Here is a 13,167-nt window from a genome sequence, read left to right on the forward strand (position 1 = left end):
CCGCTCTTATATAAGAAGCGGGGGCCGTTTCGGTGCAGCTTGGGACCTAGCGCAAGGCAGGTCTTACTTGCGGTCTTCCAGTCGGGTGATGTCACGCGACTCGTAGCCGGTGTACAACTGGCGCGGGCGGCCGATCTTGTACGGGCTGGAGAGCATTTCCTTCCAGTGGGAGATCCAACCCACGGTCCGCGCCAGGGCGAAGATCACGGTGAACATGCTGGTTGGAATGCCGATCGCCTTGAGGATGATCCCCGAGTAGAAGTCGACGTTCGGGTACAGCGAGCGCTCGATGAAGTACGGGTCGGTCAGGGCGATCTCTTCCAGGCGCATGGCCAGTTCGAGTTGCGGATCGTTCTTGATCCCCAGTTCCTTGAGCACTTCGTCGCAGGTCTGCTTCATGACGGTGGCGCGCGGGTCGCGGTTCTTGTAGACCCGGTGACCGAAGCCCATCAGCTTGAACGGATCGTTCTTGTCCTTGGCCTTGGCGATGAACTTGTCGATGTTCGAGACATCGCCGATTTCATCGAGCATGGTCAGTACCGCTTCGTTGGCGCCGCCGTGGGCTGGGCCCCAGAGCGCGGCGATACCGGCGGCGATACAGGCGAACGGGTTGGCACCCGAGGAGCCTGCCAAGCGCACGGTGGACGTGGAGGCGTTCTGCTCGTGGTCGGCGTGGAGGATGAAGATCCGGTCCATGGCCTTGGCGAGCACCGGGCTGATCGGTTTGATCTCGCACGGGGTGTTGAACATCATATGCAGGAAGTTCTCTGCATAAGTCAGGTCGTTGCGCGGGTACATCATGGGCTGGCCCATGGAGTACTTGTAAACCATGGCTGCCAGGGTTGGCATCTTCGCCACCAGGCGGATCGCGGAGATTTCGCGATGCTGGGGGTTATTGATGTCCAGGGAGTCGTGGTAGAAGGCCGAGAGGGCGCCGACAACACCGCACATGACGGCCATCGGGTGGGCATCGCGACGGAAGCCGTTGAAGAAGGTCTTCAACTGTTCGTGAACCATGGTGTGGTTCTTCACGGTGCTGACAAACTGGGCCTTTTGCTCTGCGGTTGGCAGCTCGCCGTTGAGCAGCAGGTAGCAGGTTTCCAGGTAGTCCGACTTTTCGGCCAGTTGTTCGATCGGGTAGCCGCGGTGCAGCAGGATGCCGTTGTCGCCGTCGATATAGGTGATCTTCGACTCGCACGAAGCGGTCGACATGAAACCTGGGTCAAAGGTGAAACGGCCCGTGGCCGTGAGGCCCCGTACGTCGATTACATCGGGACCAACGGTGCCGGTTAAAATGGGCAGCTCGACGGGGGCTGCGCCCTCGATGATCAACTGCGCTTTTTTGTCAGCCATGTGGCCTCCTATTAATGCTTGGAATCATCAGACAGACCCCCCACGCAGGGCCCGCACCACTATAGTGAGATAAATTCGAATGTCAATTTGCCTAAAGTCTTGCTCCAGAAGGCTTTAACCGGACTTTTTCCGCGAAATTGACTGCCGTTTACGCCTTTTGCTTCATATGTGCAATGCGCTATTAGGGGAAGGTGAACGCGTTGTCATTAGTAGCCTAACTGTCTATACTCGGCCACCGACCGCCAGGGGCTTTTGGGCCTGCTTTCTTGGGGGTCGTCACTCCCTGGGTGGTGAGTACCTGACCAGTGCGCGCCCCAACAACTTAGCCCTGATTGTTAGGGGCTCTTCAGTGTGAAAAAAAGCCGTGAAAAGCCAACGACCTGTAAACCTAGACCTAAGGACCATCAAACTCCCCATCACCGGCGTTACGTCGTTTCTTCACCGTGTTTCCGGCATCATTCTCTTCCTGGGCCTTGGCTTCATGCTGTATGCATTGGGTCAATCTCTGGGTTCCGAGGAAGGTTTTGCCGACGTGAAGGCGGCCTTGACCAGCCCTCTGGCCAAGTTCGTAGCATGGGGTCTCCTATCCGCTCTGCTGTATCACCTGGTTGCCGGTGTGCGCCACTTGATCATGGACATGGGCATCGGTGAGACGCTGGAAGGCGGCAAGCTGGGCTCGAAAATCATTATCGCCGTATCTGCGGTGCTGATCGTTCTGGCGGGAGTTTGGATATGGTAACCAGCGTTACGAACCTGTCGCGTTCAGGCCTTTATGACTGGATGGCACAACGTGTGTCTGCGGTCGTTCTCGCGGCTTATTTCATCTTCCTCATTGGATACCTCGTTGCGAACCCAGGTATTGGCTACGTCCAATGGCACGAGCTGTTCGCAAACAACTGGATGCGTATCTTCAGTCTGCTGGCGCTTGTCGCACTGGGCGCTCACGCCTGGGTCGGCATGTGGACCATCGCGACCGACTACCTGACGCCGATGGCGCTCGGCAAGTCGGCGACTGCCGTACGTTTCCTCTTCCAGGCTGTATGCGGCGTCGCGATGTTTGCGTACTTCGTCTGGGGTGTGCAGATTCTTTGGGGTATCTGATTCATGGCTAACATTCCTACGATTTCTTTCGACGCCATCATTATTGGTGGCGGCGGTGCCGGCATGCGCGCTGCGCTGCAACTGGCACAGGGCGGTCACAAGACTGCCGTGATCACCAAGGTTTTCCCGACCCGTTCGCACACTGTTTCCGCCCAGGGCGGCATCACCTGTGCCATCGCTTCGGCTGACCCGAACGATGACTGGCGCTGGCACATGTACGATACCGTCAAGGGTTCCGACTACATCGGTGACCAGGACGCTATCGAATACATGTGTCAGGAAGGTCCGGCCGCAGTGTTCGAACTGGACCACATGGGCCTGCCGTTCTCGCGGACCGAAACCGGCCGTATCTACCAGCGTCCGTTCGGCGGTCAGTCCAAGGATTACGGCAAGGGCGGCCAGGCTGCGCGTACTTGCGCGGCGTCCGACCGTACCGGTCACGCACTGCTGCACACCCTTTATCAGGGCAACCTGAAGGCCGGTACCACGTTCCTGAACGAGTACTACGCCGTTGACCTGGTGAAAAACCAGGATGGCGCTTTCGTCGGTGTGATCGCGATCTGCATCGAAACCGGCGAAACCACCTACATCCGCGCCAAGGCTACCGTGTTGGCCACCGGCGGTGCTGGTCGTATCTACGCTTCCACCACCAACGCCCTGATCAACACCGGTGACGGTGTCGGCATGGCGCTGCGTGCTGGCGTGCCGGTACAAGACATCGAAATGTGGCAGTTCCACCCGACCGGCATCGCCGGTGCCGGTGTACTGGTCACCGAAGGTTGCCGCGGTGAAGGCGGTTACCTGATCAACAAGCACGGCGAGCGTTTCATGGAGCGTTATGCTCCGAACGCCAAAGACCTTGCCGGTCGTGACGTGGTTGCCCGTTCGATGGTGAAAGAAATCATCGCCGGCAACGGTTGCGGTCCCAATGGCGACCACGTGATGCTCAAGCTCGACCACCTGGGCGAGGAAGTGCTGCACAGCCGTCTGCCAGGCATTTGCGAGCTGTCCAAGACCTTCGCTCACGTCGACCCTGTCGTCGCGCCGGTTCCGGTAGTTCCAACCTGCCACTATATGATGGGCGGCGTTGCCACCAACATTCACGGCCAGGCGATCACCCAGAACGCCGAAGGCGTGGACGAAATCATCCCTGGCCTGTTCGCAGTGGGTGAAGTGGCGTGCGTATCGGTTCACGGTGCCAACCGTCTGGGCGGCAACTCGCTGCTCGACCTGGTGGTATTCGGCCGCGCTGCCGGCCTGCACCTGGAAAAAGCGCTGACCGACGGTATCGAGTATGACGATGCCACCGACGCCAACATCGAAGCCGCACTCGCGCGTCTGTCCGCTCTGAATGCGCGTACCGAAGGCGAAGACGTGGCGACCCTGCGTCGCGAGCTGCAAAACTGCATGCAGAACTACTTCGGTGTGTTCCGTACCGGCGAGTACATGCAGAAGGGTATCGCTCAGCTGGCTCAGTTGCGTGAACGAATCGCCAACGTGAAGATCAACGATAAGTCGCAGGCGTTTAACACTGCACGTATCGAAGCGCTGGAACTGCAGAACCTGCTGGAAGTGGCCGAAGCCACCGCCATCGCGGCCGAAGTGCGCAAAGAGTCCCGTGGTGCCCACGCCCGCGAAGACTACGAAGACCGTGACGACGAAAACTGGCTGTGCCACACCCTGTATTTCCCGGGTGACAAGCGCGTCGCCAAGCGTGCGGTGAACTTCTCGCCGAAGACTGTTCCGACTTTTGAACCTAAGATTCGGACTTATTAAGGGTGGCCGCCATGTTGCAAGTCAGTGTTTATCGCTACAACCCTGATCAGGACGCTGCGCCGTTCATGCAGGATTTCCAGGTTGAAACCGACGGCAAAGACCTGATGGTGCTGGACGTGCTGGCCCTGATCAAAGAGCAGGACGAAGGTTTCTCCTATCGTCGCTCTTGCCGCGAGGGCGTTTGCGGCTCCGACGGCATGAACATCAACGGCAAGAACGGCCTGGCCTGCATCACGCCGCTGTCCGCCGTGGTCAAGGGCAACAAGCTGATCGTTCGTCCGCTGCCAGGTTTGCCGGTTATTCGTGACCTGGTCGTCGATATGAGCATCTTCTACAAGCAATACGAGAAGGTGAAGCCATTCCTGCAGAACGATTCGCCGGCTCCGGCCATCGAACGTCTGCAGTCCCCGGAAGAGCGTGAAAAGCTCGACGGTCTGTACGAGTGCATCCTGTGCGCCTGCTGCTCGACCTCGTGCCCATCCTTCTGGTGGAACCCGGACAAATTCCTGGGCCCGGCCGCTCTGCTGCAAGCGTATCGCTTCCTGGCAGACAGCCGCGACACCAAGACGTCCGAGCGTCTGGCTGCACTGGATGACCCGTTCAGCGTATTCCGCTGCCGCGGGATCATGAACTGCGTCAACGTCTGCCCGAAAGGCCTGAACCCGACTAAGGCCATCGGTCACGTACGTAACATGCTGCTGCAAAGCGGCGTGTGATTCAGCTGCTGTACCCGTAGAACCGCTGTACCCGCAGAGGCTATGGCGCGGGCTTCAACCCGCGTCCTGGCTATAACCAGAACCGCCGCTCACAAAGCGGCAGTTCTTATTTTGAAGAAATGAGACAAGCAGGGGCATCCGGGCTGGTACCCGGACTATCAGCGTGATCCTAAGTGGCTTGTTTTAGTCGCTGCACTCGGACTTCTGCAAGTTTGCTCGGTGTTTTCGCCGATGGTGTTCCCCAAATCGAGGGTGACCAAGCATGCAAGAAAGCGTGATGCAGCGCATGTGGAACAGTGCCCACCTCTCCGGTGGTAACGCTGCCTATGTGGAAGAGCTCTACGAGCTCTACCTGCACGACCCTAACGCTGTGCCAGAAGAGTGGCGCACCTACTTTCAGAAGTTGCCGGCTGACGGTAACTCTGCCACTGATGTTTCGCACTCGACAATTCGCGATCATTTCGTGCTGCTGGCAAAGAACCAGCGCCGCGCTCAACCGGTGTCTGCCGGCAGCGTGAGCAGTGAGCACGAGAAGAAGCAAGTTGAAGTGCTGCGACTGATCCAGGCCTACCGGATGCGCGGCCACCAGGCAGCCCAGCTGGACCCGCTGGGGCTGTGGCAGCGTCCTGCACCTGCAGACCTGTCGATCACTCACTACGGCTTGACCAATGCCGATCTTGATACGACCTTCCGTGCCGGCGACCTGTTCATCGGCAAAGAGGAAGCGAGCCTACGCGAAATTCACGAAGCGTTGCAGCAGACATATTGCCGCACCATCGGCGCTGAATTTACGCACATCACCGATTCCGAGCAGCGCCAGTGGTTCCAGCAGCGTCTGGAAAGCGTTCGTGGCCGTCCGACGTACTCCGCCGACATCAAGAGCCACTTGCTCGAGCGCGTCACCGCCGGTGAAGGCCTGGAGAAATACCTGGGCACCAAGTACCCGGGTACCAAGCGTTTTGGCCTGGAAGGCGGCGAAAGCCTGATTCCGATGCTCGACGAGCTGATCCAGCGTTCGGGTTCCTACGGCACCAAGGAAGTCGTCATCGGCATGGCCCACCGTGGTCGTCTGAACGTACTGGTCAACACCTTCGGTAAAAACCCGCGGGAGCTGTTCGACGAGTTCGAAGGCAAGAAGAAGGTCGAGCTGGGCTCCGGTGACGTGAAATACCACCAGGGTTTCTCGTCCAACGTGATGACCACTGGTGGCGAAGTCCACCTGGCGATGGCTTTCAACCCGTCCCACCTGGAAATCGTTTCCCCGGTGGTCGAGGGTTCGGTCCGTGCCCGTCAGGATCGCCGCAACGACCCGACCGGCGAGAAGGTGCTGCCGATCTCCATCCACGGTGACGCGGCATTCGCCGGTCAAGGCGTGGTCATGGAAACCTTCCAGATGTCGCAGACCCGCGGTTTCAAGACCGGCGGCACCGTGCACATCGTGATCAACAACCAGGTCGGTTTCACCATCAGCAACCCGGAAGACTCGCGCTCTACCGAGTACGCCACCGACGTCGCGAAAATGATCCAGGCGCCGATTCTCCATGTGAATGGCGATGATCCGGAAGCCGTGCTGTTCGTGACCCAGTTGGCCATCGACTACCGCATGCAGTACAAGCGTGATGTGGTGATCGACCTGGTCTGCTACCGTCGTCGCGGCCACAACGAGGCCGACGAGCCAAGCGGCACCCAGCCTCTGATGTACCAGCAGATCGCCAAGCAGCGCACCACCCGTGAGCAGTATGCCGAGCGCCTGACCCAGAGCGGTGTATTGGATGCAGCGCGCGTCCAGGAAAAAGTCGATGAATATCGCAATGCCCTGGACAATGGCCTGCACGTTGTAAAAAGCCTGGTCAAAGAGCCGAACAAAGAGCTGTTCGTGGACTGGCGCCCGTACCTGGGTCATGCCTGGACCGCTCGTCACGACACCCGCTTCGACCTCAAGACCTTGCAGGAACTGTCCGCCAAGCTGCTGGAAATCCCGGAAGGCTTCGTGGTTCAGCGCCAGGTCGCGAAAATCTACGAAGACCGGCAGAAGATGCAAGCCGGCGGCCTGCCGATCAACTGGGGTTACGCCGAAACCATGGCGTACGCGACCCTGGCGTTCGAAGGTCACCCGATCCGCATCACCGGCCAGGACGTAGGCCGCGGCACTTTCTCGCACCGCCACGCGGCGCTGCACAACCAGAAAGACGCCAGCACCTACATCCCGCTGCAACACCTGTACAAAGGCCAGCCACGTTTCGACCTGTACGACTCGCTGCTGTCCGAGGAAGCCGTCCTGGCGTTCGAATATGGCTACTCCACCACCGAGCCAAATGCGCTGGTGATCTGGGAAGCCCAGTTCGGCGACTTCGCCAACGGTGCCCAGGTGGTTGTCGACCAGTTCATCACCAGCGGCGAGCACAAGTGGGGCCGTCTCTGCGGTCTGACCATGCTGTTGCCACACGGTTATGAAGGGCAGGGGCCGGAGCACTCCTCTGCACGTCTGGAGCGTTACCTGCAACTGTGTGCCGAGCACAACGTCCAGGTTTGCGTACCGACGACTCCGGCACAGATCTACCACCTGCTGCGTCGCCAGGTCATCCGTCCGCTGCGCAAGCCGCTGATCGTGCTGACACCCAAGTCGTTGCTGCGTCACAAACTGGCGATCTCCACGCTCGAAGATCTGGCCGAAGGCTCCTTCCAGACCGTTATTTCGGAAATCGATACGCTGGAAGCGGCCAAGGTGACTCGCCTGGTCCTGTGCAGTGGCAAGGTTTACTACGACCTGCTGGAAAAACGTCGTGCCGAAGGCCGCGAAGACATCGCCATCGTGCGTATCGAGCAGCTGTACCCGTTCCCGGAAGAAGACCTGATGGAGGCCATCGCGCCTTACACCAACCTCACCCACGTGGTGTGGTGTCAGGAAGAACCGATGAACCAGGGTGCGTGGTACAGCAGCCAGCATCACCTGCGTCGCAGCATTGGCAACCATAACAAGGCCCTGGGCCTGGAATATGCCGGCCGTGATGCTTCCGCGGCACCGGCGTGTGGTTATGCGTCGATGCACGCCGAGCAGCAGGAAAAACTGCTGCAAGATGCTTTCACTGTTTAAGCCTTCGTGCTGACTGAAACCGAATTTTAAGGACCCACAGATAATGGCTATCGAAATCAAAGCCCCGTCATTCCCGGAATCGGTTGCCGATGGCACCGTTGCCACCTGGCACAAGAAACCAGGCGACGCTGTAAAGCGTGACGACCTGATCGTCGACATCGAGACCGACAAAGTCGTTCTGGAAGTGTTGGCCGAAGCTGACGGCGTGCTCGGCGCAATCGTTGCCGAAGAGGGCGCTACCGTCCTGTCCAACCAGGTACTGGGCTCGATCGAAGAGGGCGGCGCTGCTGCCGCTGCTCCGGCCGCTGCTGCTGCGCCTACCGCTGCCCAGGCTGCTGCTCCAGCCGCCGATGGCGAGGACGATCCAGTCGCTGCCCCGGCCGCTCGCAAGATCGCCGAAGAGAATGGCATCAACATCGCTTCCGTTGCCGGCACCGGCAAGGGTGGTCGTGTGACCAAGGAAGACGTGGTTGCAGCCGTTGCCGCCAAGAAAGCCGCTCCAGCCGCTGCCCCAGCAAAGGCTGCCGCGCCTGCCGCTGCCGCTCCGGTGTTCGCTGCCGGTGATCGCGTTGAAAAACGCGTTCCGATGACCCGCCTGCGCGCCAAGGTTGCCGAACGTCTGGTTGAAGCCCAGTCGAACATGGCAATGCTGACCACTTTCAACGAAGTCGACATGACCGAAGTCATGGCCCTGCGTTCGAAGTACAAGGACCTGTTCGAGAAGAGCCACAACGGCGTACGCCTGGGCTTCATGTCGTTCTTCGTCAAGGCTGCCACTGAAGCACTCAAGCGCTTCCCGGCCGTCAACGCGTCGATCGATGGCTCCGACATCGTTTACCACGGTTACGCCGACATCGGTGTTGCGGTCTCCAGCGACCGTGGCCTGGTGGTTCCGGTCCTGCGTAACGCCGAACTGATGAGCCTGGCTGAAATCGAAGGCGGCATCGCCACCTTCGGCAAGAAGGCCCGTGACGGCAAGCTGTCCATCGAAGAGATGACCGGCGGTACGTTCACCATCACCAACGGTGGTACATTCGGTTCGATGATGTCGACCCCGATCGTCAACCCGCCACAAGCGGCGATCCTGGGCATGCACAACATCCTGCAACGCCCGATGGCGATCAATGGTCAGGTCGTGATTCGTCCGATGATGTACCTGGCACTGTCCTACGATCACCGTTTGATCGACGGTAAAGAAGCCGTGACTTTCCTGGTAACCATCAAGAACCTGCTTGAAGATCCGGCTCGTCTGCTGCTGGATATCTGATTCGCCGCGAGGGCCGGTCGGTTGACCGGCCTCTTGCTGAAATAACCGGTTTCGTCCCACGACGGTCTCCACAAGTGACCGTCCGGTTTGATTCGAGAAGGAATGACTCATGACTCAGAAATTCGACGTGGTAGTGATTGGTGCGGGCCCTGGCGGCTACGTAGCGGCCATCAAGGCTGCGCAACTGGGCCTCACCACTGCCTGCATCGAGAAATACACCGACAAGGAGGGCAAACTGGCCCTCGGCGGTACTTGCCTGAACGTCGGTTGCATTCCATCCAAGGCGCTGCTGGACAGCTCCTGGAAGTTCCACGAAGCGCAAGATGGCTTGGCCATTCATGGCATTGGCGGCGTCAACCGCGAAAGCGTCACCATTGACGTGCCTGCCATGGTTGGCCGCAAGGCCAACATCGTCAAAGGCCTGACCTCTGGCGTTGCCACCCTGTTCAAGGCCAACGGCGTGACCTCGATCCAGGGTCACGGCAAGCTGCTGATGGGCAAGAAGGTCGAAGTGACCAAGCCAGACGGCTCGGTTGAAGTGATCGAAGCCGAGAACGTCATCCTGGCACCCGGCTCGCGTCCGATCGACATTCCGCCGGCTCCGGTCGACCAGAACGTGATCGTCGATTCCACCGGCGCTCTGGAATTCCAGTCCGTACCAAAACGCCTGGGCGTGATCGGCGCTGGTGTTATCGGCCTGGAGCTGGGTTCGGTATGGTCGCGCCTGGGCGCGCAAGTAACCGTCCTCGAAGCACTGGACACCTTCCTGATGGCCGCCGACACCGCGGTTTCCAAGGAAGCGCTGAAAACCCTGACCAAGCAAGGCCTGGACATCAAGCTGGGCGCTCGCGTGACCGGTTCCAAGGTCAATGGCGAAGAAGTGGTGGTGAACTACACCGACGCCAACGGCGAACAGACCATCACCTTCGACAAACTGATCGTTGCGGTTGGCCGTCGCCCAGTGACCACTGACCTGCTGTCCGCCGATTGCGGTGTGACTCTCGACGAGCGCGGCTTCATCGCGGTCGATGATCAGTGCGCAACCGACGTACCGGGCGTCTTCGCCATCGGTGACGTGGTACGCGGCATGATGCTGGCGCATAAAGCGTCCGAAGAAGGCATCATGGTGGTCGAGCGCATCAAGGGCCACAAAGCCCAGATCAACTACGACCTGATCCCGTCGGTTATCTACACCCACCCGGAAATCGCATGGGTCGGCAAGACCGAGCAAACCTTGAAAAACGAAGGTGTTGAAGTTAACGTCGGCACCTTCCCGTTCGCAGCCTCCGGCCGTGCCATGGCAGCCAACGATACCGGTGGTTTCGTGAAAGTTATCGCCGATGCCAAGACGGATCGCGTATTGGGCGTTCACGTGATTGGCCCAAGCGCTGCCGAGCTGGTACAGCAAGGCGCGATCGGTATGGAATTCGGCACCAGCGCTGAAGATCTGGGCATGATGGTCTTCTCCCATCCGACCCTGTCCGAAGCCTTGCACGAAGCGGCTCTGGCCGTAAATGGCGGCGCCATCCACGTGGCCAACCGCAAAAAGCGTTAATAGACAATAAGAAACCACGGCGGTATGGCCCGTCGTGAGCCTTGCGAGCAAGACTCACCGCGGAATATCCGCTGGACGCAGCCTTGCGTAGCGGCACCGGTTATCTGGAACGCTACGCAAGCAGCAGTCACAGGTGGTGCGGCACCATAACGGTGCAGCACCGAATGCGCAGTACCTAACGAAGACGGTAATAAGCATGAATCTTCACGAGTATCAGGGTAAGCAGCTGTTCGCTGAGTACGGCCTGCCAGTATCCACCGGCTACGCGGTAGACACCCCGGAAGCGGCAGCAGAAGCTTGCGACAAAATCGGCGGCAGCGAATGGGTCGTCAAAGCCCAGGTTCACGCCGGTGGTCGCGGTAAAGCGGGCGGCGTCAAGCTGGTTCGCAGCAAAGAAGACGCCAAAGCCTTCGCACAGCAGTGGCTGGGCAAGCGTCTGGTGACCTACCAGACTGACGCCAACGGTCAGCCAGTCACCAAGATCCTGGTTGAATCGTGCACTGATATCGCTAAAGAGCTGTACCTGGGCGCTGTCGTTGACCGTTCGAGCCGCCGTATCGTGTTCATGGCTTCCACCGAAGGTGGCGTGGACATCGAGAAAATCGCTCACGATACCCCTGAGAAAATCCTCAAGGCCACTATCGATCCACTGGTTGGCGCCCAGCCATTCCAGGGTCGCGAGCTGGCATTCCAGCTGGGCCTGGAAGGCAAGCAGGTCACTCAGTTCGCCAAGATCTTCGTAGGCCTGGCCAAGCTGTTCCAGGACCACGACCTGGCGCTGCTGGAAGTGAACCCGCTGGTGATCAAGGCCGACGGCGATCTGCACTGCCTCGATGCCAAGATCAACATCGACGCCAACGCCATGTACCGTCAGCCTAAGCTGAAGACTTTCCACGATCCGTCGCAAGACGATCCGCGCGAAGCGCACGCTGCCAAGTTCGAACTGAACTACGTGGCCCTGGAAGGCAACATCGGTTGCATGGTCAACGGTGCTGGCCTGGCCATGGGTACCATGGACATCGTCAACCTGCATGGCGGCAAGCCAGCCAACTTCCTCGACGTGGGCGGTGGTGCTACCAAGGAACGCGTAACCGAAGCGTTCAAGATCATCCTGTCCGACACTAACGTCGCTGCAGTACTGGTCAACATCTTCGGCGGCATCGTTCGTTGCGACATGATTGCCGAAGGCATCATCGGCGCCGTGAAAGAAGTCGGCGTGAAAATCCCGGTTGTTGTTCGCCTCGAAGGCAACAACGCTGAGCTGGGCGCTAAAGTACTGGCAGAAAGCGGTTTGAACATCATCGCTGCTACCAGCCTGACCGACGCTGCTCAACAAGTCGTTAAAGCTGCGGAGGGCAAATAATGAGCGTCCTGATCAATAAAGACACCAAGGTTATCTGCCAGGGTATTACCGGTTCGCAAGGTAGTTTCCACACCCAGCAAGCTCTGGAATACGGCACCAAGATGGTTGGCGGCGTAACTCCGGGCAAAGGCGGCACCGAGCACCTGGGCCTGCCTGTCTTCAACACTGTCAAAGACGCTGTTGCTGCCACTGGCGCTACCGCCAGCGTGATCTACGTTCCAGCTCCTTTCTGCAAGGATTCCATCCTTGAAGCAGCGTTCGGCGGCATCAAGCTGATCGTCTGCATCACCGAAGGCATCCCGACCATCGACATGCTGGAAGCCAAGGTCAAGTGCGACGAGCTGGGTATCACCCTGATCGGCCCTAACTGCCCAGGCGTGATCACTCCAGGCGAATGCAAGATCGGCATCATGCCAGGTCACATTCACTTGCCAGGCAAGGTCGGTATCGTTTCCCGTTCCGGCACCCTGACTTACGAAGCCGTCAAGCAGACCACTGACGCCGGTTTCGGTCAGTCGACTTGCGTCGGCATCGGCGGTGACCCGATCCCAGGCTCCAACTTCATCGACATCCTGAAGCTGTTCCAGGAAGACCCGAAGACCGAAGCGATCGTCATGATCGGTGAGATCGGCGGTTCGGCTGAAGAAGAAGCGGCTGCCTACATCAAGGCTAACGTGACCAAGCCGGTTGTTTCCTACATCGCAGGTGTGACTGCTCCTCCGGGCAAGCGCATGGGCCATGCTGGCGCAATCATCTCTGGCGGCAAAGGCACTGCGGACGAGAAATTCGCCGCTCTGCAAGACGCAGGCGTGAAAACCGTGCGTTCGCTGGCAGACATCGGCAAGGCCCTGGCCGAGCTGACTGGCTGGGAAATGAAGAAGTAAGCTTCGGCTGACTTTTTGCTCCAGCAACAAAGGCCACCTTCGGGTGGCCTTTGTCGTT

General features: G+C 59.2%; 10 protein-coding genes. 9 read left to right on the top strand and 1 reads right to left on the bottom strand.

Annotated elements, in window-relative coordinates; genetic code table 11:
* Window positions 1-63 precede the first annotated feature (63 nt).
* Complete coding sequence (gene gltA, locus HU811_RS17650) at window positions 64-1,353, bottom strand: citrate synthase (RefSeq protein WP_092400176.1); 1,290 nt, start codon at window positions 1,351-1,353, stop codon at window positions 64-66.
* A gap of 364 nt (window positions 1,354-1,717) precedes the next feature.
* Between gltA and sdhC the strand changes: the two genes are divergently transcribed.
* The 9 genes from sdhC to sucD all read left to right on the top strand — a co-directional run bounded on the left by sdhC (window position 1,718) and on the right by sucD (window position 13,109).
* The gene (gene sdhC, locus HU811_RS17655) at window positions 1,718-2,092 is read left to right on the top strand and encodes a succinate dehydrogenase, cytochrome b556 subunit (protein ID WP_025214942.1); all 375 of its coding nucleotides are present in this window, start codon (window positions 1,718-1,720) and stop codon (window positions 2,090-2,092) included.
* A complete protein-coding gene (sdhD, locus tag HU811_RS17660) occupies window positions 2,086-2,454 on the top strand; it encodes a succinate dehydrogenase, hydrophobic membrane anchor protein (RefSeq protein ID WP_186657234.1) in 369 nt (122 codons plus the stop codon). The genes sdhC and sdhD overlap by 7 nt, the downstream gene beginning before the upstream one ends.
* Window positions 2,455-2,457: 3 nt before the next feature.
* Entirely contained in the window at window positions 2,458-4,230 is a 1,773-nt protein-coding gene (gene sdhA / locus HU811_RS17665; protein WP_092400174.1) for a succinate dehydrogenase flavoprotein subunit, read from the top strand.
* An 11-nt stretch (window positions 4,231-4,241) separates the two neighbouring features.
* Window positions 4,242-4,946, top strand: a complete 705-nt coding sequence (locus tag HU811_RS17670; RefSeq protein WP_092400172.1) for a succinate dehydrogenase iron-sulfur subunit — start codon at window positions 4,242-4,244, stop codon at window positions 4,944-4,946.
* Window positions 4,947-5,208: 262 nt separating this feature from the next.
* Window positions 5,209-8,040, top strand: coding sequence for a 2-oxoglutarate dehydrogenase E1 component (locus tag HU811_RS17675; RefSeq protein ID WP_092458652.1), 2,832 nt, complete (start codon window positions 5,209-5,211; stop codon window positions 8,038-8,040).
* A 43-nt stretch (window positions 8,041-8,083) separates the two neighbouring features.
* On the top strand, window positions 8,084-9,307 hold the full coding sequence (gene odhB, locus HU811_RS17680; RefSeq protein ID WP_186657235.1) for a 2-oxoglutarate dehydrogenase complex dihydrolipoyllysine-residue succinyltransferase: 1,224 nt from the start codon (window positions 8,084-8,086) through the stop codon (window positions 9,305-9,307).
* 109 nt (window positions 9,308-9,416) lie between these two features.
* Window positions 9,417-10,862, top strand: a complete 1,446-nt coding sequence (gene lpdA / locus HU811_RS17685) for a dihydrolipoyl dehydrogenase (RefSeq protein WP_092400166.1) — start codon at window positions 9,417-9,419, stop codon at window positions 10,860-10,862.
* Between the two features lie 196 nt (window positions 10,863-11,058).
* Window positions 11,059-12,225: an ADP-forming succinate--CoA ligase subunit beta gene (sucC, locus tag HU811_RS17690; protein WP_003179235.1), complete on the top strand. Its 1,167-nt coding sequence runs from the start codon at window positions 11,059-11,061 to the stop codon at window positions 12,223-12,225.
* The gene (sucD, locus tag HU811_RS17695; RefSeq protein ID WP_014339581.1) at window positions 12,225-13,109 is read left to right on the top strand and encodes a succinate--CoA ligase subunit alpha; all 885 of its coding nucleotides are present in this window, start codon (window positions 12,225-12,227) and stop codon (window positions 13,107-13,109) included. Before sucC ends, sucD begins: the two co-directional genes overlap by 1 nt.
* The last annotated feature ends 58 nt before the right edge of the window (window positions 13,110-13,167 follow it).

The organism is Pseudomonas tehranensis (assembly GCF_014268615.1).
GTDB classification, from domain to species: domain Bacteria; phylum Pseudomonadota; class Gammaproteobacteria; order Pseudomonadales; family Pseudomonadaceae; genus Aquipseudomonas; species Aquipseudomonas tehranensis.

Bases quoted from the DNA above. Each gene is read 5' to 3' on its own strand.
- lpdA (WP_092400166.1), top strand. From the start codon at position 9,417: ATGACTCAGAAATTCGACGTGGTAGTGATTGGTGCGGGCCCTGGCGGC.
- gltA (WP_092400176.1), bottom strand. From the start codon at position 1,353: ATGGCTGACAAAAAAGCGCAGTTGATCATCGAGGGCGCAGCCCCCGTC.
- HU811_RS17675 (WP_092458652.1), top strand. From the start codon at position 5,209: ATGCAAGAAAGCGTGATGCAGCGCATGTGGAACAGTGCCCACCTCTCC.
- HU811_RS17670 (WP_092400172.1), top strand. From the start codon at position 4,242: ATGTTGCAAGTCAGTGTTTATCGCTACAACCCTGATCAGGACGCTGCG.
- sdhA (WP_092400174.1), top strand. From the start codon at position 2,458: ATGGCTAACATTCCTACGATTTCTTTCGACGCCATCATTATTGGTGGC.
- sucC (WP_003179235.1), top strand. From the start codon at position 11,059: ATGAATCTTCACGAGTATCAGGGTAAGCAGCTGTTCGCTGAGTACGGC.
- sdhD (WP_186657234.1), top strand. From the start codon at position 2,086: ATGGTAACCAGCGTTACGAACCTGTCGCGTTCAGGCCTTTATGACTGG.
- sucD (WP_014339581.1), top strand. From the start codon at position 12,225: ATGAGCGTCCTGATCAATAAAGACACCAAGGTTATCTGCCAGGGTATT.
- odhB (WP_186657235.1), top strand. From the start codon at position 8,084: ATGGCTATCGAAATCAAAGCCCCGTCATTCCCGGAATCGGTTGCCGAT.